Below are 24,235 nucleotides of genomic sequence, written 5' to 3' on the forward strand. Positions count from 1 at the left end.
TAGATGGCTGAACAAGAATCTTATCCAATGACCGAAGAGGGTCGAGATAAATTAAAAAAAGAATTGGAAGACTTGAAAGTTAACCAGCGACCAAAGGTAGTTGAAAGAATTAAAGTTGCCAGAAGCTATGGTGATTTGTCGGAAAATTCCGAGTACGAATCGGCTAAAGACGAGCAAAGCATGTTGGAAAGTCGAATTACAACGATTGAACACATGCTTCAGTATGCGCAAATCATTGATTCTAATGCCAGTGACAAGGATGAAGTGACAGTAGGTAAAGCGGTCACATTTAAAGAGTTGCCGGATGAGGATCCGGAAACCTACACTATTGTGGGCGCTGCCGAAGCTGATCCGATGTCTGGCAAGATTTCGAATGACTCCCCAATTGCTAAGGGACTTTTAGGTCATCGATTGAATGAAGAAGTCACCATTCACATTCCTGCTGGTGATATGAAAGTTAAAATTCTAGAAGTGAAGTAATGATTTAAAAGTGATTCGTCAGCATTAAAGATGTTAAATAGAGTCCGGAGGTTAATGCCGGACTCGAGAATAGGGTGGCCCGGTTAGTGATGTTTAAAACGGGCCACTTTTTCTCTTTCTTTGTTAATTTCACAAACGATGATATAATGTGTTGTAAGCGAATTCAGAGAATTTTAGAGGAGTGTGCGATTTAAATGAAAATTGAAATTACCGATGCTGCAAGTAAATGGTTCCATGATGAAATGGGATTATCTGATGGTAATGGGGTTCGGTTTTATGGAAAAGTTTATGGAAAGACCCCCGTACACAATGGCTTTTCATTAGCAATGACCCGGGATGACCATCCAGAAGAAGTATATTCAGAAACTGAAAAGGATGGCATTAAATATTTTGTTGATGCTGGGGATGAATGGTTCTTTAAGGGGTACGACCTTGGCGTTGATTTCGATCCTAAAAAAGACCCGGAAAATGTTTTCTACACGTATACTGAAAATGGTGAATTATAAAATTAACCTGTTGGTTTTGGCAAAAATCAAGAATCAAGTCAAAAAAGCTCTCCCAAAGTTGTGTTAATAAACAACTTTGAGGGAGCTTTAAATTAATGTTAACTTACCGAGAGGATCGTTTTCTCTTTTTGTAATAGAATTCACCGACAATTAGGATTAACCCAATCCCAGAAATAATTAGGCCAGTGCCCAAACCTTCAGGCCAGTAAGTAAAGGTAACGTGGTGACTTCCCTTTGAGATTGGGAGATAGATGAACATCTTAGCCCATTTCTTCGGTTTAACGGCATGATGATCGACTTGAACGTGCCAGCCCTTTGAATAAGGAATGGTGGTAGTTAACGACTGATGGACCGATTTAACGTTAATGTTACCGCTGAGTTGATGATTGTTCCAGTGAGTCACTTTAAAAGGCGAACGGTTAAGCGTTTGTGAAAAATCGGTCATTTTGTCATCATTGACTTTATATAATTTAACATTTTGCAACCAAACATCGTTTGCGTTTGCATAGAATTTAACAGTAATTGTGTCATTAGCAGTTCCCCCAGTTGCAATATTGGCAACCACGGTCTTCTTAGCTGGCCTAAATTGAACTAAATTATTGCCGTTTACCAATACGGATAATTGGGTATTGGAAATATTTGGCCCCATCGTCATGTAGTACGACGTATTTTTTTCAATTGGCACTTTAATTGTGACGTAGGATTGAGCCATCATGTTTTTCTTTCGGAGAACGGCATTATCCAAGTTCATAACCGGGTAGATATTGTGATAAGAAATATCTTGATAGGACGCAGGTTCGAATAGCTGACCAATTTGTGGATCCAGCTGTTTGGCTAATTGATTTTGGTACGTTACCGGATTATTTGGAACGCCCGTTACCTTTAACGGTTTTTCCGGAGAAGCAAAACCAATTGGCAAGGCGTATGGATTTTGATAAGTGTTCGTTAATTTTGTCTGTGACAGTAATTGATACTTACTGAGATCAGGTTTACTAGTCAAGGTGCTCAAAAATTGGGGCATCGTTTTTTGATTGGTTTTAATTGTCACCGGTCGCTCATTTAACCAATATTTCATTGATAATAACGAATCAGTAAAGATAGTTCCGTTAGAATAAAAGACGTAAGCATCACCATTGGGCTGACCAATATTACCAAAAAAGTTTGAGGTAGCTGATTCAAGAGTGGAAGAAAAGATGGAACCACCGTTAAAATCAGCAGTTAAAGCGTCATTCTTGGTTCTGGAAAAAGTTTGGCCGGTACGATAAAAGCCATGATCGCGCTGCTTGATTTTATTAACAAGTGGCCTAGTAACGCCTGCAAATTTAGTATAATCACTATTATTCAAATAAGAAATATTATTTAACGAATTAACGAAATTCAAGCTCATTTCACCAGTCATCAAAATGGCAATGGCGATGGAAAGTAATTTGTTTTTGCGATAGAAGCCGTAGAAAAAGATTAATCCAATGCTAAGGAGTAAATAAACCCATCCCCAAACGTAATTTCCAGGATGCAGGTATTCCAGTTTTTTCATCCGAGATCCAATGTAAACCATGCCAATTATGACCACGGCTACACTGCCGAAAAGGCCCTTCCAATGTAATCGGTTAGACAGAATATCAAGTAAGGCTTCAAAAGCGGTTATCAGCATCCAAAATGAGAAAATGAAAGAGAATCGGTACGGATACCAAACTGGTAACTGCATTCCATGCCAAAGTAAGTCCAGTGGCTGAAAACACATTGATAACACAAAGAAGGCGGTTATAGTTAAATTTGCAATTCTGATCCGAGGTTTAATCGTTGCCGAAAAGTAATAATAAATGAATAACGTGATAACGATACTGGCAACAAAAACATTAGCAGTTCCGCTTGGCAATTGTTTAAAATCAAATGAACCATTAACAAACTTTCCCAAGATATCTAAAGGATTATATTCGAAACGAATTCGAAATTCGTTTTTGGAGTAGTGGGTTTTACTTGATAATAGTGAAAAGAAGGTTGGAATTAAGAGCCAGGCTGACAATATACCACTTAAAAGTGATGCTTTTAACCATTTAATAAGAATTGTTCCATAACTAATCTGTGACTCTGGTAATGATTTAAATAAGCTAAAAACAAGCATGTAAGCAACAATGAAAATTGCAATCATCCAGCCCATATAATAATTAATTAATAGCATGGCCGTGAAACTAACGGTGTATAATTTTGCTGATCGAGTTTTAATTAGCTGATCCAATCCCAGAAAAATTAGCGGCAATAAAATTGCAGCGTCAATCCAAAGTGTATTTAACTGGTTGGCAACCATCCACCCCATTAGTGCGTAGGAGACGGCAAAACCGATAATTGGCCAATCGCTGATTTGATATTTTTTTTCAAGGAAATAACCAAAACTTAAGCCGGCTAATCCATATTTTAAAATAGTGATGATGGCTAAAACGCTTGGCAACATTGAAACTGGGAAAAATAAAATAAGTAGGTTTAAAGGGCTCATTAAGTAATAACTCCAAGTACCAAACATGTCACCACCCAATCCCTTTGCGAATGAATATAGAAAGCCACTCGGATCGTGTAGAAGCGTATCATGGTAATGGGCAAAGAAATCGACATATTGTTGACCCATATCAACAGTTAAAATTGAAGAACTGCCAAAGGGGGCAAAGTGTCTGAAGATAAAGTATCCGGTCGTTATGATGACCGGTACCAAAAAGCAAAGTAATAATGCAGATCGCCTTGATTTCATCATTTCGAACTTCCTTTTCTCAAAAAAATAAATGTCAACGTTTAGAATATCATAAGAAGTTAAAGATTGGCCAACAATTCTAGTTTTTGTAAGGGAAATTTGATAGAATTGTATCCATGGGCAAGGAGTAATGACTTTGAAAATTTTTAGAAAAAGAAATAAAAAAAATCAAAAAAATAAGGTGGCTTCGCTGCCTTTTCGAATTAATATTATTTTTATCGTCGTAGGTGTGTTATTTATTGCGTTGTTGACGCAATTGGCTTATCTTCAGGTGATGTATGGCTCGAAGTTTAAGGCTGAAGTGAATCGATCTGATACTTCCGTGGTCACTGGAAATGTTCAGCGTGGTATGATTTATGATTCAACCGGGCAGGTGCTGGTTGGTAATTCAGCCCATCAGGCAATTATTTATACAAAAGGTGTCAATGAGTTGTCCGGTGACCTCTATAAGACGGCAACTAAGTTATCACAATTTGTTAAGGTAACAACCGGCAGCTTAACTAAACGTCAGTTGGCAGATTATTATTTAGCAAATTCTAAAAACTTAACAGCTGTTGAAAAAAAGCTTCCTGGTTTGGATGGCTATAGTGAAGATGCTAAATATAATAAAGCACTGAATTACGTTGAAAAAATGCCAAATTCGCATTTTAGCAAGTCAACTAAAAATGCAGCGGAGATTTTTGCCAAAATGAGTAGTGCCTATCAATTGTCAACGGTCAATATTAAAGATGAGCATGTTTCTGAAGCTGAAGTTGCTCAAGTTGGCGAACATTTATCAGAGATGCCCGGTGTCAACGTTGGGACCAGTTGGAGTCGTAATTATCCAAACGGAAAATCAATTCAGGGCGTTACCGGTACGGTTTCTAATGAAAAGACCGGTTTACCGAGTGATCGTGTAAATGAATTACTGGCGGAAGGTTATTCCAGAAATGACAGTGTCGGACAAAGTTATTTGGAAGAACAATACGAACCGGTTCTTCGCGGAACTAAATCTCAAACCCAGGTTGTCCTGAACAGTGATAACGAGATTAAAAAAGAGATTAAAAAATACGGTGGTCAAAAAGGGGATAACCTTCAACTGACAATTAATGCCAAATTTCAAAAGACCCTTCAGTCACTCGTCAAATCAGCTGAGCAAGGTGCCGGCGGTAATTCAACCGGTACTTATGCTGTTGTAATGAATCCTAATAATGGTGCAATTATTGGGATGGCTGGTGTTAATCGAAACCCCAAGACGTCTAAAATCACCGATAATGTGCTTGGAAATATTAATAGTTCAATTGTTATGGGATCAGTTGTTAAAGGTGCGATGGTTTCTGGCGCTTTAATGGACGGTGTCATTACGCCAACTAACAGTACCTTAACCGATCAACCAATTACGACTGGTGGTGTCAAAAAGTCTTCATGGTTTAACCATAATGGTGGTTCCAACATTTCGGTTGATGCCAGTGGGGCTTTGGAAGTCTCCTCAAACTCATATATGATGCAGTTGGCCATGAAGGAAGCCGGGTTTAAATACACTGAAGGTGGTGCTCTAACAATGAACCCATCGATCTTTAACAAGCTGCGTGGCTACTTCAACCAATTTGGCCTTGGTGTGCAAACCGGTATAGATATTCCGGGCGAATCAACTGGGTTAAAAGGGGCCACTGGACGTCGTCATATCGGAAGTGCCCTGGATGAATCGTTTGGGAACTATGATGCTTATACGACCATGCAGGTTGCTCAGTACATGTCAACTATTGCAAATGGTGGCTATCGAATTGCGCCACACATTGTCCAATCAATTAGAGGAACCAGTAAGAATGGAAAATTGGGTGCAGTAAAAGCGACAGTTATGCCTAAAGTTTTAAATCATATCGATATGACCAAAGCTCAGCGTGCGGTCGTTAAGCGTGGCCTTTATGACGTTGTTCACGGTACGAACACTTACAAGACCGGTGGTGAATTGGATACCATTAAGCCGGAAATTTCGGCTAAAACCGGGACTGCCCAAACCTTCTACAACGGTAATGAAACGGTTACTTTGAGTTTAGCCTCGTTTGCGCCTTCCACGCACCCACAAGTTGTGGTTGCTTTGGCAATGCCAAACCTTGGCGTTGATGCTGAAAGTAATAATATGCAACTAGCTAAGAGAATTTACGCTGCTTACTGGAAAGAGGTTCAGTCAACTTCAACTGTTAAGTAAAATCACTTAATAGTTATCAATTTAATCCTAGTAATTTTTAAAAATTGATGATAAACTATTCAGAGTTGACGCTATTAGACTGGCTTTATCAAGAAAAAATTTTAGAGGTTCCATTCCGTGCGTGCAGGCATGACATTAATGTACTGGATGTCACAAACGAACCTAACTGAGTGAACGTAAAGTGACATGACATCGAGAAACAAAATAATCACGTTTACTTGTAAACGACATTATGTGGAGTTTCGAATCAATTAATTTGAGTTAATTGTGTTAATGAAGGCCGCTTCACATGTGTCATGCAAAAACGCGGAACAAACCAAAAGAGGCCGGGGATAAACTGTCATCAGTTTTTCCAGTCTCTTTTTTCACGTATTACTAAAAATATTGGTTCAGTAAGAGTGGGTTGATTTATGCAAAATAGTGAAAAAGTGATGCTTCGCAAACAACAACTTCAAAAATTAAGCGTTTTTTTAGATCAAAACAAGGCTGGCAATGTTCTTCAGCGGCTATACCGGCAGCTTTTTTTGGATCCTCATTTTTTAAAGGCTAAAGTTATCGGGGTGACTTTAAGCATGGCAGGCGAGTTACCAACACAACCGATAATCGATAATGCAATGCTTCAGGAAAAACAAGTCGTTATTCCGCGAACGTTGCCACATCGACAAATGGAATTTGTTGTGTTAGACGAGGCAACCACATTTAAAACGACAAAATTTGGGACTCGAGAGCCGATTGGTGGTACGGTAGTGCCAAAGTCAGCCATTGATCTTTTAATTGTACCAGGATTGGCATTTTCTGAAAATAATGATCGCCTTGGTTTTGGTGGTGGGTATTATGATCGGTTCCTTGCGGATTTTAAAGGGTCTTCAATTGCAGTTGCTGCACCACCACAGTTCTTTAAAATGCCAATTTGGCCAATCGAGCAATTTGATATTAAAATAACTAAAGTGATTCACTAACAAGGAGAGTTTAATTGGTAAACAGATTAAAAAATCAACCCTACATGACCTATGGTCTATTGGGAATTATGGTCATCGTCTATTTATTGATGACGGTTTCTGGTGGCACTGAAAACACAGTGACATTGCTCAAATTCGGTGCAAAATTCAATCCACTGATTAGAGCTGGTGAATATTGGCGGTTGATAACCCCCATCTTTATTCATATTGGGTTTACTCATATTTTGATGAACGGGATTACCTTGTACTTTATTGGTCAATACGTTGAAAGCTTATTTGGCCACTGGCGATTTCTGGGGATCTTTTTAGTTTCTGGAATTGCAGGGAACTTGGCAAGCTTTGCGTTTAGCGCCAGTCTATCTGCTGGTGCCAGCACAGCAATTTTTGGCTTGTTTGGTGCCTTTATGATGCTTGGAGAAAGCTTTTCCCGAAACCAGGTAATTGTGTCGATGGCTCGGACTTTTCTATTGTTTATTGTACTAAATATTGCAACCGATATTTTTGTTTCCGGCATTGATATCGCAGGACACCTTGGCGGCTTGGTTGGTGGCTTCTTGGTTGCATACGTTGTAGGTGTTGAATTCGGTAAGGTGAGCGCTATAAAGCGACTCATTGCAGGCATTATGTTGATAGTGATCATGGTAGCGATGTTTATTTTTGGCATGCGCGGGAACTTTTAGGACAAATTTTTAAAATCAAAAGAAATTTAACTGAGGATGTGAGATAATGAAAACGCTATATGATGTTCAACAGTTACTAAAAAAGTTTAATATCTATGTCTATGTCGGTAAGCGACTTTGGGATATTGAAGTGATGGCATTGGAATTGGATCATTTGCATCAGGCGCATTTAGTCAGCCATGATGATTTTATCCACGCCAAACTTATTCTGACCCGCGAACACCGAATTGAAGAAAAACATGAAAGTAGGGGGATTAATCTTGGCAAGTAAGAAATTAATTGGTATCGATCTTGGTGGTACCACCACGAAGTTTGCGTTTATTGACGAAGACGGTACGATTTTAACGAAATGGAGTATTCCAACTGATATTAGTGATAGTGGCAGCCAAATTGTGCCAAATATGATTAAGTCAATCGCCACTCAAATGCGTCGGGAAGATTATAATAACAATGATTTCATCGGCATTGGCATGGGGACGCCGGGGGCCGTTGATCGTGAAAAAGGAACGGTTGTTGGTGCTTATAATCTTGGTTGGGATCAGGTTCAACAAGTTGGTCCGACAATCACTAAGGAATTGGGGTTACCGATTTCAATTGATAATGATGCCAATTCTGCCGCACTGGGTGAATACTGGAAAGGTGCTGGTGACAAAGCCAACGATGTTGTTTTCGTGACATTAGGCACTGGCGTTGGCGGTGGTGTGGTAACGAATGGTAAGCTTGTTCACGGGATCAACAATGGTGCTGGTGAGATCGGGCATATCTGCGTCCAAAAGAATGGCTTCCTATGCACTTGTGGTAAACGTGGTTGCTTGGAACAATATGCTTCTGCAACGGGCGTCGTTAAAGTTGCTAAGAGTTTGGCAAAGCGATTTACTGGTAAGTCACGAATTAAAGAACTCATTGAAGGTCATGAAGAATTAACCTCCAAAATGGTCTTCTTTTTGGCTGATAATGGGGATATTTTGGCCAACCAAATTGTTAACGAAGTTTGCTCGTACTTGGGGTTGGCTTTATCGCATGTTGGCAATACTCTTAACCCGGAGAATATCATTATTGGCGGTGGCGTTTCTAATGCCGGGAATACGTTGTTGCAACCAACAACCCGTTATTTCCAAGAAAATGCGTTTAAGTCAGTTCGTGACTCGACAAAGTTAAAATTAGCTCAATTGGGAAATGACGCAGGTGTGATTGGTGCCGCTTCATTGGCGCTGAAATTCAAAGAGAATCAGGCGTTATCATAATAAAATAAAAATAAAAGTTTGAAAGAGAGATGCTGAAATTGGTTGTTGGTGCATTGGGTGCAAATGGTTGGATGTCGATTATTTTAATTATTATTTTATTAGGTTGGCTTGGATACACGTTAGTTCAAAACTATCGGGTTAAACAAGTTGCTAAATATTTAACAAATGACGATTTTCAATCTGGTATGCGAAAAGCTCAGGTGGTGGATTTACGAGAACCTAAAACTTTCAAAGCTGGCCATATTCTTGGTGCTAGAAATGTTCCATATTCAACCATTCGAAATTTTTACCAGCAGATTCGGCCGGATTTGCCAGTTTATTTGTATGACCAAGGAAAAACTGTCAGTAAGCGGGCAGCTCTTTTCTTGAATAAAAAAGGCTACCAGGAACTCTTTATTTTAAAAACCGGTTATCAAAATTGGAACGGCAAAGAAAAAAAGAGTCAGTAACGCGACTAAGTGATAAAAAAGCTGGAAACAAAAGAATTTTGTTCCAGCTTTTTTAATCGTGATTGTTAAATTAAATAGAGGGTTATCCGTGGTGAGCTGCCCGGCTTTTACGCATTGCTCGTTTGCGATTCTCTTCAAATTTTTGTTCCTGATCCTCAATTGGATCAACAACGGATTTCTTAAAAGTCAGCAGTGCACCCAGACCAGCAGCAACTGTTCCGAGAACGCCAACAATTAACCCATTCGTGAAATGCTTCATGATAATCCCTCCTAAAAACATTTTATACTTTCATTATGCGTTATTTAGCTGAAGATATCTAGTCTCTTGATTACTTTAAATATAGTTTAAGGAGAGTTTATATGCAAATTGACACAAAAATCATTGCCCACCGAGGTAGTAGAGGAACTCGCCCAGAAAATACGTTAGTTGCTTTTCAAACAGCAATTAATGAAGGTGCTGAAGGAATTGAGACCGATGTTCATTTTTCAAAAGACCATCAATTTATTATCATGCATGATGAAACAGTCGATCGGACAACTGATGGCTCTGGATTAATAGTTGATAAGACGTTAGCTGAAATTAAACAATTGGATGCCGGGATAAAATTTAGTGAGGAGTTCAGAGGGACCAGGGTTCCAACACTTCAAGAAGTGGTTCAAATGTTGTTGAAAATTAAATTTACCGGTATTTTTAACTTGGAATTGAAAACCAACAAAATTCATTATCCTGGTTTAGAACGAGCGGTTTATGAATATTTTGCTTCTCAACAGTATCCATTTCAATTAATTTATTCTAGTTTTAACGGAAAATCATTGGAAATTTTGAACCGGATTGATCCCAAAGCTTATGAAGCCAGGCTTTTCAAGACGGCAGCTAAGCAAGCCAAAACTTTGAAACGCAGTAAAGTGGTTGAAGATTTTCATCCGGATATTAAATGGATTAAAAAACATCCTTTTTATGCTTCTTCTAGGCATCTACGTCCTTGGGTCGTTAATTCAACTGAGGACATGCAGTATTGCTTTGAACGTAATATGGCTGCTATTATTACTGATTACCCTGGCAGGGCAGTTCAATTGCGGACGGAAATGCGAGGCGATTTGATTTGAAAAAAGTTTTGGCGATTGTCGGTCCGACCGCGGTCGGTAAAACCGCCATGTCCATTAGATTGGCTAAACGTTTTAACGGTGAAATTATTTCTGGTGATTCAATGCAGGTATACCGTGGTCTGGATATTGGGACTGCCAAAATAACAGAAGCTGAGAAAGAAAACATTCCTCACCATTTGATTGATATTAGAGATATCAACCAGCGTTTTTCAGTTGCTGATTTTGTTAGAAGTGCTTCTCAAGCAATTAATCAAATTTCTGCTGCCAACAAATTACCGATGATTGTTGGCGGAACGGGATTTTATTTACAAGCATTATTGGACGGCCTTGAACTGGGCGGTGACCAATTTAAAAATGATGATCTTCGTCGACAATTATTGAAAGAAGCTAACCAATTTGGAACCCAAGCGCTTTATGATCGACTCAAACAAGTCGATCCACTTGCGGCTTCTAAAATTTCTTCTAAAAATCTCCGTCGTATTATTCGAGCATTGGAAGTGTATTTAAAAACGGGCCATCGGTTTTCAGATCAGGTTAATCAACCGCCTGAATTTGATGCGTTGATTATTGGGTTAACAACAGACAGGAAACGGTTATATGATCGAATTAATCAGCGGGTCGATTTAATGATGAATCAAGGGTTGTTAAAGGAAGCTCGTTTTCTTTACAATCATGGTGGTGTTAATCTTCAGGCGGGTAAAGGAATTGGCTATCATGAATTTGATGATTACTTTACCGGGAAAATTAATCTGGATCAGGCAGTTGAGCTTGTGAAAAAGGACTCCAGACACTATGCTAAACGTCAATTAACTTGGTTTCGAAATAAAACCAAGCCACTTTGGTTTGATGTTCTTGGCTTTCCTGACGATGTTAAGCGACTTGAAACAGCAGTTGAAGAATGGCTTAAAGCCGACCAGTAAAAAAATGATGTCATAAAATATAACATTTGCTCTTGACTTTGCTTGTGGGAATGGTATCATGATTACAAGAATTTAGGAGGTGAAACATGCGAGAGAAGGAACTACGGCGTTCAATGTCAGTTCTACCAATTGGAACGGTAATGAAACTTACCGACCTGACTGCTCGACAAATTCGCTATTATGAACAACAGGATTTAATTAAGCCCGTTCGTAATGAAGGTAACAGACGGATGTACTCACTAAATGATGTCGACAGGCTTCTCGAAATCAAAGATTACCTTGACGATGGGTTGAACATTTCTGGGATTAAAGAGGTTTACAAGAAGCAGGAACAACTCGAAGATGAACGGAAAAAGAATTTGCAAAAGGGCCTCACCGATAGCGATGTTAGAAAGATTCTGCAAGACGAATTTATGAACATCGGTGGGTTGAAGCCGCCTTCTTCGACGTTTGACAATCCAAATAATTTCCACAAATTTAATGAGTGATAGGAGCGTTTTAAATGGCCACGAGACACAATTATTCTAAAGACGATATTCGCAAGATTGTAAAGGATGAAGATGTTAAATTTCTTCGCCTAATGTTTACGGATCTGTTTGGTACGATCAAGAACGTTGAAGTGCCAATTGGGCAACTGGACAAACTGCTTGATAACAAATTAATGTTTGATGGTTCTTCAATCGAAGGCTTTGTTCGAATTGAAGAAAGTGATATGTACTTGCATCCTGATTTATCAACTTGGATGATCTTTCCTTGGAGTACTGACCGTGGTAAAATTGCCCGGGTCATTTGTGAAGTCTACACACCAGATGGCGAGCCATTTGCCGCAGATCCGAGAAATAATCTCATCCGAGTATTGAACGATATGAAAAAAGCCGGCTTCACCGCTTTCAACATTGGTCCGGAACCGGAATTCTTCTTGTTCAAAATGGATGAAAATGGCGATCCAACCTTACATTTGAATGATAAGGGTAGTTACTTTGATATGGCGCCAATGGATCTTGGCGAAAATTGTCGTCGTGAAATTGTGTTAACCCTTGAAGAAATGGGCTTTGATGTTGAAGCTGCTCACCACGAGGTTGCACCTGGCCAACATGAAATTGATTTTAAATATGCGGATGCATTGGCAGCTGCTGATAATATCCAAACATTTAAATTAGTCGTTAAGACAGTCGCTCGTAAGTATGGCTTATACGCAACCTTTATGCCAAAGCCTTTGAGTGGGATTAACGGTTCCGGGATGCATATCAATATGTCATTGTTTAATGAAACTGGTAATACATTCTTCGACAAAGATGGCGAATTAGAATTATCTCAAGAAGCTTACTATTTCCTTGGTGGTTTACTGAAACACGCACGCTCCTTCACCGCCGTATGTAACCCAATTGTTAACTCCTATAAACGGTTAGTACCAGGTTTTGAAGCACCGGTTTACGTTGCTTGGTCTGGTTCAAACCGTTCACCGCTTATTCGAATTCCAAGTGCTCGAGGTAATTCAACTCGTCTTGAATTACGAAGCGTGGACCCTGCTGCTAACCCATATTTGGCGATTGCAACGATCTTGGAAGCTGGTTTGGATGGGTTGAGAAATCAAATCGAACCAGAACACAGCGTTGATCGAAACATTTACCGAATGAATGCTGAAGAGTTACGAAAGAGTCATATTCAAAACTTGCCGGATACCTTGCACAATGCTTTGAAAGATCTTTCAACTGACGAGGTCATGAAAGGTGCACTTGGCGAACGACTTTATAACAGCTTTATTGAAGCAAAGAACCTCGAATATGATTCTTATCGAACCCAAGTTTCTGAATGGGAACGTGATCAATATCTCGAAAAGTATTAATTTAAAAAATAGCTGGACCGTTTAACGGTTTTAGCATCATCTAAAAGCTTCAAAAGTGTGTGAGAATTCATGCCCTTTGAAGCTTTTTTGTTTTAATTTTATAAAATATACTGAAATAATGACGTTTAGGCTTTATTTATCGTCACTTTTCAGATAACATTAACTATATAAATAACGGGGAAAAACGAGGCTATACTTATGGAAAGACAAATGGAAACGGATCAGTTCAGCCAAAATGATACATTACTCTCCTCTGCATTAAAAGAGAAGGTTCAATATTTAAATGACTTGAACGATTCTGTTAAAAATGGTGATGATTTGCGAATCTATCAATTGATGGATCCAAACCGCTATGTAAGTGAATTGGCACCCAACGATACCGGGGAGTCTAAGGCGGATTATTTTAGCTTGGCGTCGGATTTGACGGCTGAATTAAGCCATCATTTGAGTAACAAATTGATTGATTATTTGGGGACTACATATCCATTCTTTTACTATCATGAATACCAGTTAGGTAAGTTTCGTATCTATTTTGGTAATTGGTGGGATCATCGAATGTTTGGCGAACTTGATCCAATTAATGTTCGGTTTAATTTTGATGATCATGAATACCAAATTTTGTCAAAATCATTCCAACTCGAAGCTGAAAATCAGCGAATAAACGATGATGAAATGAAAAAGCTTGGTGAGGATAACGAACGCATTACTAAATTAATTAGTGAGCAGGATCAACGAGATCAGCAAAAAGAAGATATTCGTCGTCAACTGAAAGAAAATCAAGAAAAATCACCGATGCCTTGGGAAGCAGGAAAGGTTAAAGAAGAGCGACAGCGATTAAATAATGACATGCTAAAGTTAACTCAAATAGATGAAGAAGCAGCAGGTGGTCGGGCTAAGATCAAGCAAAACGAAAACAAAATTTTAGCACTTTCTAAAGAAGAAACCGTTTTGTCTTTGGAAAAGCAAAATATTCGGGCGACTTTTGGGAGTTTTGAAGCTTTTATTGATAACAACCAAAATCTATATGCTAAGTATCTTCAGAGTTTGGCAAAAGAATCGCAGGTGAGCGATGGTGAGTAATGAAACAGATGAAAAAATAATGACAACTAATGAATTGCTGACAAATTATCGCGATGCCATTCAAAATGGTCTCGATACTGGGACACAGTACTTGCAGGCATTTCAAACTTTGAGTGAAACTGATGATAACCAAGACCTCTTGTCGGCAGCTGTCGCATTGACTAACTTTCAGTTAAATTCAGACTTTGTTACATTTCCACATCAATTTTCTGACGAAGATGTCCAACTAATCTTTTTTGAACGATTACTCTCGCTTTCTGGGATTCAAGATAATTTTCGAATTAGCAATCCACAGCGGGTACAAAAGCTTCTTTGCAAGTTTGAGTCATTGGGTGATCAAACGTTTACCTTTACTAAATCGACTAAAAATGCAGACGGGTTTTTCTTTGGTCCAACGTTAAATAATCGACCATTATTTTATCTAAACTTAAAGACTAAAGAGTTAATGTTTCATGGTGCGTCATTAATTGAATATTTTGTTGTCGATTTGGAAGGTTTGGAAGTAAAGGCCATTAAAGCGGCATTGGCATTGTTAACTAAGGCTGCTGAAATTCTAAAAGAAAATTTTGGCTTCAAAATTGATTTTAACGTTTTGGACAGTGTCAATGGCGAGTTTTATCAGTTTGCTGCTGGCGCATTGTCTGAAGACGTAATGGATGAATTGTTTGTTAAGTCGGCAGAAAATCACTTTATTTTGATGGCTGAGGATAATGGCGGCGCATCATTGACTTTGTCGGATGGCACCAAGATGACGGTCTATGATGCAAATCGTGATGACAATCACCCTAAGTGGGGAGCCACCATTCATGATCAGCAGCAAAGTGAAAATTGGCTATATTTATTGCTGGACTACCCATTTATTAAAAAATGGTATTTAAATAATCAAAAGCAACTAGAAATTTTATCAAACCAGTTTATTTTTGGATAAACTGATTACTTTAAGTAAAAAGAGGGGTTCGAATGGATCTTCAAGCGCTAATTTCTTCATCAGTTTATTTAAATCGACAAATCGAGCAGAAAAAGCAACTTTTTTGGTCTAATGAGGCTCGGCTTCAAAATGCATTTGTTTCGCTGGATGTCGAATTAGCAGAAATGGCTAATACATCGGAATGGTTTAAGGTTTGGAAAACTCATCGTGGAAAAAGTGAGCCAAACAAAACGCCTCGAGAGACATTGCTTTATGAATACGTTGATGCGTTGGATTTCTTTCTCTTAATTTCTAATTTAAAAAATTGGAATCACTTTGTTCTGAATTCAGAAGCTGATTTTGATAAAATTAAACACTTCAAGAAAGAAGATAACCTCGACAAACAGTATCTTGCGATGAAGCGAATGTTATTTGACGCGTACTTTAATCGGAGTGGTGAAAGCTTTAATCACGCTTGGCGACTCTTCCTTAAGTTTGGCTTGGTTGATTTTGGCTATTCCGAACAAGAAATTAAGGATGCTTTTAACAATAAAAATCAAATTAATTTAAAACGACAAGACAGTAACTATTAAACCGTACTCCCTGGTAGTTTGATCGTTTTAAGATAAAGTAATTTTGCAGTTAGCCTTTTTAAGGCTTTTTTTCTGGATTGAAATTGTGAGGCTTTTATGAAAAATTGGTTATTCAAAGCTTACTCGATTATAGTTGTTTTTTTGGCGCTTTTTTCAATCATGTTAACGATTTTAGATTTTTCAGGAATCGTTAATCTTGAGCAGATACCGTGGTTTTATTTAGATAATGGCATTTTACTTATTTTTACGGTTGATTACTTTCTTCGACTATTTATTAGTAAAAATAAATGGTTGTTTTTCAAAAGGAATCTCTTTGATTTACTGGCTATCTTGCCATTCTATTCTGTATTTAGTTTTTTTAGATTCGCTCGTGTTTTGAGAATTATGAGAATGGTTAGGTTTTTTCGCTTTGTTAGATTAATTGGCTTTATTGGTAAAGTTCAGAAACAATCGCACCAATTTTTCTTAACTAATGGCTTCATCTATTTATTGTGGACAAGCTTAGCCATTCTGCTTTTGTCGGCAACTCTCTATTCTTTATCTGAGAAAGTCTCATGGGGCAATTCCTTATGGTGGGCGATCACTACTGTTACCACAGTTGGATATGGCGACATTTCACCGCACACAATTATTGGCAAAATTGCTGCTGTATTATTAATGTTTTGTGGGATTGGTATCATTGGGTCTTTGACAAGTACGCTAACCACATTTTTCACTCATCAGGATAACGAAGATAGCTTAAACAAAATTTTTCAACAACTTAAGCGCTTGGAAAATGAAAATGCGGATCTAAAAAATGAAATCATGGAATTAAAAAAACGGGTAAAATAAAAACAACCGCTTAATCGGTTGTTTAATATCGTTCACTTATTTGCGTTGGGCTAAATGCTTGGCATTTCCTTTCATGGTTGTTGGAGAACCGATGAAATACTGAATAAATCCACATACAGCGAAAATAAAAACAATAAATAAAACGAATCCCACAACTTCCACCTCCTAATATAGATAGCATCGCTACCATCTGATTTGATTATCCGGCTACCAAGGATCAATTTCAAATAATTAGCATGAGGATTTTTTTAATTTGATGAAAATTAAACTTTTCTTAAATAAATTGTAACTATTTAGACGTGATCGTCGCGTTGGCTTAATTTTTGCATTGACTAGTTCTCTAATATTCTCTATAATGGTTATTGTTGATTTGTCGCAATAGCTCAGCTGGATAGAGCAACGGTCTTCTAAACCGTAGATCGAGAGTTCGAATCTCTCTTGCGACATTAGAAAAGCCTTATAGAAACGAAAGCTTTATCTTAGGTGCTGTGACTCAGTGCTAAGATAAAGTTTTTTGTTGGTAAATTAATTTGACGAAATCAATTCATTTAGGTATACTAAGAACGTTGTAATTGTGGCTTCCACAGCTACAACCGCTCGATTCAAGCTTGTGAGTCCCCACTACTCAGTGAGGCGCTTTGTTTCGGCGAGTCTAAGCAAGATTATAAGGAGGTGCACAACGTGTACGCAGTCATTACTACAGGCGGTAAACAATATAAGGTTTCGGAAGGCGACGCAATTTACGTTGAAAAATTGGACGCAAATGAAGGCGATAAAGTAACGTTTGATCAAGTTGTCATGGTTGGTGGCGATTCAGTTAAGTTCGGCACACCAACAGTTGATGGCGCATCAGTTACTGGAACAGTTGAAAAGCAAGGTCGTCAAAAGAAAATCGTAATTTTCCGTTATAAACCAAAGAAGGGCTCACGTTCCAAGAAGGGCCATCGTCAACCATATACCAAGGTTGTCATTGATTCTATTAAGGCTTAATTTTGAATTAAGATGAGGTACTGAGATGATTAAAGCAACCATTCATCACTACAAGGGACATGTTGCCGGATTTACGATTACTGGTCACGCCGATGCTGGTGAATATGGGCAAGATATCGTTTGTTCAGCGGTTTCAGTCCTTAGCATTACAACTGTTAATGGCTTGCAAGAAGTCGTGGGGTTGGATGTTAATGTTGACAGTGATGAAAAAAACGGTGGTTATTTATCGGTTGACATACCGGTTATTGCTAATTCAACTCAACAGCTTCAATCAGATGCTGTTTTGAAGACGTTTGAAAATGGAATGGCCGATATTGCTACGAATTATAGTCAGTACATTAAGTTGAACGTAGAAAATTAATCTAAATTTGGAGGTGTCTGATATGCTTGCAATGAATTTACAATTCTTCTCTCACCATAAAGGTGGTGGATCAACTGCCAACGGTCGGAATTCAGCTGGTCGTCGTTTAGGCGCTAAGGCGGCTGATGGATCATCCGTTCACAGTGGTTCAATTCTTTATCGTCAGCGAGGAACGCACATTTATCCAGGTAATAATGTTAGTCGTGGTAACGACGATACACTATTTGCACTGGTTGATGGCGTCGTTCGTTTTGAACGTAAAGGCCGCGATAAGCGTCAGGTTTCTGTTTATCCAGTTACTGAAGCGGTTAAGTAATTTTATTAATTACGTGAGAAAAGAGGGCCGGTTGGTCCTTTTTTTATGCTGTTTCGCGGCTTAAAGAATTTGTTAAGCAAACTAAATGAATGCCAATTGCTTATCAAATGTTCGAAAATTTAAGGTTTCATTCAAATTAGCCGATTAATGAATCGATTCGTGAAAAATTAGCTATTTGGGTGAAAAATATTATATAATCAGGTTATGTTACTTTATCTTGGGATTGTCTAAACTAAAAATTTATTAGCAAATAATTTTTTAGCTGGCAAACATGGATTTTAGGAGGAACTATTTAATGGCAATTTCTACTGCTGATTTTAAAAATGGATTAACCATTGAGGTCGATGGTGCAATTTGGCGAATTTTGAGTTTTCAACATGTTAAGCCTGGTAAAGGTGGAGCGTTTGTTCGTTCTAAATTAAAGAACTTACGAACTGGTGCTGTTCAGGAGAAAACTTTCCGATCAGGTGCCAAAATGGAACAGGCTCAGATTGATACTCGGAAAATGCAATATTTGTATGCTGATGGTGACATGCATGTGTTCATGGATATGGATACTTATGAGCAGATTTCAATTCCTTCAGAACAAATCAAATCTGAATTAAATTACCTTCAAGAGAATATGGAAGTCAATGTTATTCAGTATGGCAATGAAACATTGGGGGTTGAACTGCCAAACACGGTAACCCTTGAAGTTGCATCCACTGAGCCGGGTATCAAAGGTGATACGGCTTCAGGTGGCTCTAAACCAGCTACAATGACAACCGGCTTAACATTGCAGGTACCGTTCTTTGTTAACCAGGGCGACAAGCTGGTTATTAATACAACGGATGGCACTTATATTTCACGGGCATAATTCTCTTTAGGACAGAAACGGAGGCTTTAGAATGGCTGAAGATACCAATATCGTACTTCATACGAATGATCCGGAACTTGGTAAGATCGAACTTGCCACCAATGTTTTGGAAATCATTGCGGGCATTGCTGCCTCACAAGTCGATGGCGTTAATCGGATGAGGGGCTCGTTTTCGTCCAGTGTCAACGAGTTATTATCGCGCAAAAAAGAGCATGGAAAGGGCGTTAAGCTTAAATACCAAAATGAAGAATTGGATTTCGACATTTATGTTTATTTAAACTACGGTGTTTCTGTTCCTAAGGTTGCACTTGAGATTCAAGAGCAAGTTGAACAGCAACTCCTTTTCATGACCGGGTTGCAAGTTCATGAGGTAAATGTTCATGTACAGGGAGTGATTCCTGGGAAAACAACCAATTTGGTTGATCCTAATAATCCCTTTGCAAATGAAGAGAATGGTGAGGCATAAAGTGGCACTAACACGACACCAAATTCGTGAATTAGCGTTTCAGACGCTATTTGCGTTAAATGCAAATAAACAAACGAATAAAGAAGACTTTTTTGTAGTACTCACTGATGGTCAGTATGGGGATGAATACCCAAAGTATTTGGACCAATTGACAAGCGGTGTGGTGGCTAATAAGGAAGAACTTGACAATTTAATTGAGAAGTATTTAAAAAGTGACTGGTCGATTAATCGAATTGCCAAAACCGATTTGATTATTTTAGAAATTGCACTTTATGAAATGCTGCATGTTGATGATCTTCCACCAAAGGTTTCGATCAATGAAGCAATTGAGCTTGCTAAAAAGTATAGTGATGATCGCTCCAGAAAATTTGTTAACGGGATTTTATCACATGCTCTCGAAGAACTGGTAAAATAGATTTACGTGATTGTAAATCTATTTTTTCTTTACAATCAACACTAAGATGATTCTTGACATGAAATGGTGTTCTGGGCATTTAAAATCGTCGTAAAATAAGGGAGAGAGTTGGAAAAATGGCAACAGTGATTGATGGAAGAGCGTTGGCAAAGAAGCTGAATCAACAGACAAGCGAACGGGTTAAAAAAATGCAGGAGAACGATGGCATTACCCCTGGATTGGTTGTCATTATTGTTGGTGAAGATCCGGCAAGTCAACGTTATGTTCGTAATAAGCATCGAACTGCGCAACGTTTGGGCATTAATTCAATCGTCAAACAATTACCTGAAGACGTTTCGGAAGCTGAACTTTTAAAATGGGTAGATCAGTATAATAATGACCCAACTGTCCATGGCATTTTAGTTCAAGACCCTTTGCCGGACCAAATTAATGAAAAAGATATCACCCGAGCAATTTTGCCGGAAAAAGATGTTGACGGTTTTCATCCGGTTAATGTTGGAAAATTATATTTAAATGATTCAACCAAATATCCGGTTTCTTGCACCCCTAAGGGCATTATGACAATGTTTTCTGAATATAAGATTGAGCTGGAGGGCAAAAATACTGTTATGTTGGGCCGAAGTGCAATTGTTGGCAAGCCAATGGCAGCTTTGATGCTAAATGAAGGGGCGAGTGTTTCAATCTTACATCGTTTAACTCGGGATATTACTGAATATACGAAGAAGGCGGATGTGATTGTCTCAGCAACTGGCCAATTGCATACATTAACTAAGAATGACGTTAAGGAGGGGGCCACCATTATTGATGTTGGTCAAAATATTAACGAAGCTGGGCATTTAGTCGGTGACGTTGATTACGATGATCTCTTTGACAAAGTCGCTTATATTACACCCGTTCCTGGAGGCGTTGGTCCAATGACGATCGCAACGCTAATGCAACAAAGTGTCGATCTGGCAGAATGGAGTCTTCAACGTGACGACTGAGTACTTATCAGTATCTGCATTAACGCAATATATTACAAGAAAGTTCGATGTAGATCCATATTTAACAAAAGTGTATTTAACTGGTGAAATTTCGAATTTTCGCTTACGGCCGAATGCTCATCAGTACTTTAGTTTGAAGGATGATCACGCAAAAATCAGCGCGATCATGTTTAAGTCCGCTTTCAGTCGGATCAAATTCACTCCTGAAGAGGGCATGAAGGTGCTGGTAACGGGTCATGTTTCCGTTTATGGCCCTAGTGGGAGCTATCAGATCTATGTTGATAGTATGGAACCCGATGGTGTTGGCCAACTTTATCAAGCCTATGAGCAATTAAAACGGCGATTGGCTGAAGAAGGTTTATTTAGCCAGCCAAAAAAACCGCTTGTTCAATTTCCAAAACGAATTGCGGTTGTGACTTCTCCGAGTGGGGCTGTTATTCGTGATATCATTACAACGGTTCGGCGTCGTTTCCCGATTGCACAAATTGTTTTGTTTCCTACGTTGGTTCAAGGTAATGAAGCAAGTGCCGACATTGTCAGCCAAATTAACCGGGTGAATCAAATTGGCCACTTTGATACATTGATCATTGGTCGCGGTGGTGGCTCAATTGAAGATTTATGGCCATTTAACGAAGAAAATGTTGCCCGAGCAATTGCTGCCAGCCAAATCCCGGTCATTTCATCAGTCGGCCACGAAACGGATACGACGATTGCGGATTTAGTAGCCGATGTCAGGGCTGCGACACCGACTGCAGCAGCAGAATTAGCCGTCCCAAGACTGGATCAAGTATTGCTTGAATTGAGAACGACTCAAAATCGGATTTTTAATGATGAATATCAGTTAATCGCTCAGGAAAAATTAAAACTGAAGCGACTGCGGCAATCAACGATCTTTACTTCACCACAACGAATTTATGAAACTTTTTCTCAAAGGCTGGATTTATTAAGTCAGCGGTTAAAGAGTCAGGCAGATCAACTGACGACATCTCGTCAGGGAGAAGTGTCACAACTTAATATGCGACTTCAAATGGTTGCCCCAACCTATTTTATTAAAGAAGCGCGGCAAAAATTAAATATGTTAAATTTACGTTTAAATCAGAGTCAAACTCGAAATTTGAATGCGGTTAAGCAACATTATCAACTGTTAGTGGGATCACTTGATCATTTGAGCCCATTAAAAATTTTAAGTCGCGGCTACACTTATACGACAGATGAAAATCAGCACTTCGTCAGTCGGGTGGCGGATTTGAAGGCCAACACGATCAACGTTCATTTTACTGACGGGGTTGTCAATGCATCCGTTAACCAAATTATCAAAGGAAAAGAGGCATCATCGCATGGCAGATGATCAAACCCATGAAAACGAAACTTTTGAACAAAAAATGGCTCGATTAGAAAAAATCGTTAATCAACTGGAACAGGGAAACGTTCCGCTTGAAGAGTCAATGGCCAAATTTAAAACCGGTATTAAGTTGAGCGAAGAGCTACAACATACTTTGCTTAATGCTGAGGATACAATGGCCAAGATGATGGACAAAGATGGTAATGAAGTGCCATTTGAGGGTTCAAATGATAATAAGGATGATCAGAATGGGAACCAAACTCAATAAATTTATCGAGGAATGGACGCCGAAAATCAATCATGTTTTAGAGACAGCTATTCAAAAAGATACTGATCAACAGCGTTTATTTGAATCGATGGCCTACTCCGTTAATGCAGGTGGAAAAAGATTGCGACCCCTGCTAACGTTAGCGACCTTAACGACACTTAACCAACCAATCAATGATTCGACATTGAAAGCGGCCTGTGCGCTGGAGTTGATGCATACTTATTCTTTAATTCACGATGATTTGCCCGCAATGGATAATGATGATCTTCGACGGGGAAAGCCAACCAATCATAAGATCTATGGTGCCGGGATGGCAACGTTAGCCGGTGATGGCTTGCAGGCACTCGCGTTTCAATGGATCGTTGATAATGAACTGCCCATAGAGGTTCGTTGTCGACTGGCATTGGCCTTGGCTAAAGCTGCCGGTCCGCGAGGGATGGCTGCTGGACAGGCAGATGATATTCAATTTGAAGGCAGCCGGTTGGATTTAGCAGCTCTTCAAAAGCTTGATCGACATAAAACGGGCGCTCTGATTTCCTATGCAGTGACAGCAGGATTAATTATGTCACCGGTGACGACTGAGCAAGGCAAGTCCTTGCGCCGGTTCGCTGAACAATTTGGTGCAGCTTTTCAAATCTATGACGACATTTTGGATGTGGTAGGTGATGAAAAGACAATTGGCAAACCAGTCCATCAAGATGCCAACAAAAATACCTATCCTAACCTGCTTGGCTTAAGCGGTGCCTATACCGCATTGCAAAAAACGGTTGATAATGCCAAAGAAGCACTGGCAATGGCTGAAGCTTCTCTGGGGGTCGACACGTCTTTGTTAGCGGATTTTTGTAGTTACTTTGTAATTAAGGATGAAAAAAATAATGGAAAAACAGCGCGTTGATGTATTATTAGTAACGCAAGGTCTCTTTGAAACTCGGGAAAAGGCTAAGCGAGCCGTGATGGCTGGTGAGATTCTCGGCGATAACGAAGAACGATTGGATAAGCCTGGTATGAAGATTCCGGTTGATACAGAATTGCATTTAAAAGGTAAACCGATGCCATACGTTAGCCGTGGGGGACTCAAATTAGCAAAGGCACTGAAGGCCTTTAAAATCAGTGTCAAGGATTTAACGGTTTTGGATATCGGTTCCTCAACAGGCGGTTTTACGGATGTCATGTTGCAAAATGGTGCTAAACTCAGTTATGCACTAGATGTCGGCAGCAATCAACTCGTATGGAAGTTACGACAGGACCCACGCGTCATTGTGATGGAACATACAAATTTTAGATATAGTCAGCCTGCCGATTTTTCTCATGGTCAGCCAGAATTTGCATCGATTGATGTCTCATTTATTTCTTTAGAACTTATTTTACCGCCCTTAAAGGCCATTTTGGTTCCAAATGGAAGAGTCGTGGCATTGATAAAGCCTCAATTTGAAGCAGGTAAGCAAAATGTGGGGAAACATGGCATCGTTCATGATCCGGCTGTTCATAAAATGGTGCTGGAGAAGATTCTGCATTTTGCATTAACTGCCGGCTACTCGGTTGAAAATCTGGATTTTTCACCGATCAAAGGCGGTGCCGGCAATATCGAATTCCTTGTCGAATTAAGATCAGTGCCCGAACCGAAAATGAATCCAGCTGTTTCAATTGAAAAAGTCATTGAAAACGCTTATTCTGAATTAAAGAGATCATAAGATTTTTCTCGTTAATT

At 39.0% G+C, this 24,235-nt stretch carries 29 protein-coding genes, 1 tRNA gene and 1 other annotated feature; of the genes, 28 read left to right on the plus strand and 2 right to left on the minus strand.

Annotated features, from left to right (window positions below; genetic code table 11):
- The first annotated feature begins 3 nt into the window (after positions 1-3).
- Complete coding sequence (greA, locus tag ED605_RS08700) at positions 4-480, plus strand: transcription elongation factor GreA (RefSeq protein WP_121978520.1); 477 nt, start codon at positions 4-6, stop codon at positions 478-480.
- A gap of 194 nt (positions 481-674) precedes the next feature.
- The gene (locus tag ED605_RS08705) at positions 675-986 is read left to right on the plus strand and encodes a HesB/YadR/YfhF family protein (RefSeq protein WP_121978521.1); all 312 of its coding nucleotides are present in this window, start codon (positions 675-677) and stop codon (positions 984-986) included.
- A 103-nt stretch (positions 987-1,089) separates the two neighbouring features.
- Here ED605_RS08705 and ED605_RS08710 read toward each other — a convergent pair whose 3' ends face one another.
- Entirely contained in the window at positions 1,090-3,729 is a 2,640-nt protein-coding gene (locus ED605_RS08710; RefSeq protein ID WP_225419095.1) for a YfhO family protein, read from the minus strand.
- A 127-nt stretch (positions 3,730-3,856) separates the two neighbouring features.
- Here ED605_RS08710 and ED605_RS08715 point away from each other — a divergent pair, with 127 nt between their 5' ends.
- The 6 genes from ED605_RS08715 (at position 3,857) to ED605_RS08740 (ending at position 9,246) form a co-directional block, all read left to right on the plus strand.
- A complete protein-coding gene (locus ED605_RS08715; RefSeq protein WP_121978523.1) occupies positions 3,857-5,914 on the plus strand; it encodes a peptidoglycan D,D-transpeptidase FtsI family protein in 2,058 nt (685 codons plus the stop codon).
- A 410-nt stretch (positions 5,915-6,324) separates the two neighbouring features.
- Positions 6,325-6,873 carry a 5-formyltetrahydrofolate cyclo-ligase gene (locus ED605_RS08720; RefSeq protein ID WP_121978524.1) on the plus strand — a complete coding sequence of 183 codons (549 nt, stop codon included), beginning with the start codon at positions 6,325-6,327 and terminating at the stop codon, positions 6,871-6,873.
- A gap of 44 nt (positions 6,874-6,917) precedes the next feature.
- Entirely contained in the window at positions 6,918-7,553 is a 636-nt protein-coding gene (locus tag ED605_RS08725) for a rhomboid family intramembrane serine protease (RefSeq protein WP_121978598.1), read from the plus strand.
- Between the two features lie 46 nt (positions 7,554-7,599).
- Positions 7,600-7,824, plus strand: coding sequence for a YqgQ family protein (locus ED605_RS08730; protein WP_121978525.1), 225 nt, complete (start codon positions 7,600-7,602; stop codon positions 7,822-7,824).
- Positions 7,793-8,797: an ROK family glucokinase gene (locus tag ED605_RS08735; RefSeq protein ID WP_121978526.1), complete on the plus strand. Its 1,005-nt coding sequence runs from the start codon at positions 7,793-7,795 to the stop codon at positions 8,795-8,797. Before ED605_RS08730 ends, ED605_RS08735 begins: the two co-directional genes overlap by 32 nt.
- A 29-nt stretch (positions 8,798-8,826) precedes the next feature.
- Positions 8,827-9,246: a rhodanese-like domain-containing protein gene (locus tag ED605_RS08740; RefSeq protein ID WP_121978527.1), complete on the plus strand. Its 420-nt coding sequence runs from the start codon at positions 8,827-8,829 to the stop codon at positions 9,244-9,246.
- Between the two features lie 82 nt (positions 9,247-9,328).
- Here the strand turns inward: ED605_RS08740 and ED605_RS08745 are convergent, their stop codons facing one another.
- Complete coding sequence (locus tag ED605_RS08745) at positions 9,329-9,505, minus strand: DUF3042 family protein (RefSeq protein ID WP_035178560.1); 177 nt, start codon at positions 9,503-9,505, stop codon at positions 9,329-9,331.
- Positions 9,506-9,606: 101 nt separating this feature from the next.
- On the opposite strand from ED605_RS08745, the gene ED605_RS08750 reads away from it, so the two are divergent.
- The 20 genes from ED605_RS08750 to ED605_RS08845 all read left to right on the plus strand — a co-directional run bounded on the left by ED605_RS08750 (position 9,607) and on the right by ED605_RS08845 (position 24,218).
- Entirely contained in the window at positions 9,607-10,353 is a 747-nt protein-coding gene (locus tag ED605_RS08750) for a glycerophosphodiester phosphodiesterase (protein ID WP_121978528.1), read from the plus strand.
- Positions 10,350-11,273 (plus strand): tRNA (adenosine(37)-N6)-dimethylallyltransferase MiaA, encoded by a 924-nt coding sequence (gene miaA / locus ED605_RS08755; RefSeq protein WP_121978529.1) that lies wholly within the window; start codon positions 10,350-10,352, stop codon positions 11,271-11,273. Before ED605_RS08750 ends, miaA begins: the two co-directional genes overlap by 4 nt.
- Before the next feature lie 86 nt (positions 11,274-11,359).
- Positions 11,360-11,761, plus strand: a complete 402-nt coding sequence (locus ED605_RS08760) for a MerR family transcriptional regulator (RefSeq protein ID WP_003554282.1) — start codon at positions 11,360-11,362, stop codon at positions 11,759-11,761.
- A 14-nt stretch (positions 11,762-11,775) separates the two neighbouring features.
- A complete protein-coding gene (gene glnA / locus ED605_RS08765; RefSeq protein WP_121978530.1) occupies positions 11,776-13,119 on the plus strand; it encodes a type I glutamate--ammonia ligase in 1,344 nt (447 codons plus the stop codon).
- A 198-nt stretch (positions 13,120-13,317) separates the two neighbouring features.
- Positions 13,318-14,199, plus strand: coding sequence for a hypothetical protein (locus ED605_RS08770; RefSeq protein WP_121978531.1), 882 nt, complete (start codon positions 13,318-13,320; stop codon positions 14,197-14,199).
- A gap of 19 nt (positions 14,200-14,218) precedes the next feature.
- Positions 14,219-15,127, plus strand: a complete 909-nt coding sequence (locus ED605_RS08775) for a hypothetical protein (RefSeq protein WP_225419096.1) — start codon at positions 14,219-14,221, stop codon at positions 15,125-15,127.
- Positions 15,128-15,159: 32 nt separating this feature from the next.
- Positions 15,160-15,699: a dUTPase gene (locus ED605_RS08780; protein ID WP_121978533.1), complete on the plus strand. Its 540-nt coding sequence runs from the start codon at positions 15,160-15,162 to the stop codon at positions 15,697-15,699.
- 96 nt (positions 15,700-15,795) lie between these two features.
- The gene (locus tag ED605_RS08785; RefSeq protein WP_121978534.1) at positions 15,796-16,530 is read left to right on the plus strand and encodes an ion transporter; all 735 of its coding nucleotides are present in this window, start codon (positions 15,796-15,798) and stop codon (positions 16,528-16,530) included.
- 372 nt (positions 16,531-16,902) lie between these two features.
- A tRNA-Arg gene (locus ED605_RS08790) sits at positions 16,903-16,976 on the plus strand.
- A 135-nt stretch (positions 16,977-17,111) separates the two neighbouring features.
- Positions 17,112-17,194, plus strand: a sequence feature (ribosomal protein L21 leader region).
- A gap of 17 nt (positions 17,195-17,211) precedes the next feature.
- Entirely contained in the window at positions 17,212-17,520 is a 309-nt protein-coding gene (rplU, locus tag ED605_RS08795; RefSeq protein ID WP_121978535.1) for a 50S ribosomal protein L21, read from the plus strand.
- A gap of 25 nt (positions 17,521-17,545) precedes the next feature.
- Complete coding sequence (locus ED605_RS08800) at positions 17,546-17,881, plus strand: ribosomal-processing cysteine protease Prp (protein ID WP_121978536.1); 336 nt, start codon at positions 17,546-17,548, stop codon at positions 17,879-17,881.
- A 22-nt stretch (positions 17,882-17,903) separates the two neighbouring features.
- The gene (rpmA, locus tag ED605_RS08805; RefSeq protein ID WP_121978537.1) at positions 17,904-18,197 is read left to right on the plus strand and encodes a 50S ribosomal protein L27; all 294 of its coding nucleotides are present in this window, start codon (positions 17,904-17,906) and stop codon (positions 18,195-18,197) included.
- A gap of 295 nt (positions 18,198-18,492) precedes the next feature.
- Positions 18,493-19,053, plus strand: a complete 561-nt coding sequence (gene efp, locus ED605_RS08810; protein ID WP_121978538.1) for an elongation factor P — start codon at positions 18,493-18,495, stop codon at positions 19,051-19,053.
- 31 nt (positions 19,054-19,084) lie between these two features.
- Positions 19,085-19,519 (plus strand): Asp23/Gls24 family envelope stress response protein, encoded by a 435-nt coding sequence (locus tag ED605_RS08815; protein ID WP_121978539.1) that lies wholly within the window; start codon positions 19,085-19,087, stop codon positions 19,517-19,519.
- Positions 19,506-19,934 (plus strand): transcription antitermination factor NusB, encoded by a 429-nt coding sequence (nusB, locus tag ED605_RS08820; RefSeq protein ID WP_191981363.1) that lies wholly within the window; start codon positions 19,506-19,508, stop codon positions 19,932-19,934. The genes ED605_RS08815 and nusB overlap by 14 nt, the downstream gene beginning before the upstream one ends.
- Positions 19,935-20,050: 116 nt before the next feature.
- On the plus strand, positions 20,051-20,917 hold the full coding sequence (locus ED605_RS08825) for a bifunctional 5,10-methylenetetrahydrofolate dehydrogenase/5,10-methenyltetrahydrofolate cyclohydrolase (RefSeq protein WP_121978541.1): 867 nt from the start codon (positions 20,051-20,053) through the stop codon (positions 20,915-20,917).
- A complete protein-coding gene (xseA, locus tag ED605_RS08830) occupies positions 20,907-22,265 on the plus strand; it encodes an exodeoxyribonuclease VII large subunit (protein ID WP_121978542.1) in 1,359 nt (452 codons plus the stop codon). Before ED605_RS08825 ends, xseA begins: the two co-directional genes overlap by 11 nt.
- The gene (locus ED605_RS08835; protein WP_121978543.1) at positions 22,255-22,527 is read left to right on the plus strand and encodes an exodeoxyribonuclease VII small subunit; all 273 of its coding nucleotides are present in this window, start codon (positions 22,255-22,257) and stop codon (positions 22,525-22,527) included. Before xseA ends, ED605_RS08835 begins: the two co-directional genes overlap by 11 nt.
- Positions 22,499-23,422 (plus strand): polyprenyl synthetase family protein, encoded by a 924-nt coding sequence (locus ED605_RS08840; protein WP_121978544.1) that lies wholly within the window; start codon positions 22,499-22,501, stop codon positions 23,420-23,422. The genes ED605_RS08835 and ED605_RS08840 overlap by 29 nt, the downstream gene beginning before the upstream one ends.
- Positions 23,403-24,218: a TlyA family RNA methyltransferase gene (locus ED605_RS08845; RefSeq protein WP_121978545.1), complete on the plus strand. Its 816-nt coding sequence runs from the start codon at positions 23,403-23,405 to the stop codon at positions 24,216-24,218. The genes ED605_RS08840 and ED605_RS08845 overlap by 20 nt, the downstream gene beginning before the upstream one ends.
- Positions 24,219-24,235: the final 17 nt, after the last annotated feature.

Source organism: Lentilactobacillus raoultii, from assembly GCF_900411375.1.
GTDB lineage: Bacteria > Bacillota > Bacilli > Lactobacillales > Lactobacillaceae > Lentilactobacillus > Lentilactobacillus raoultii.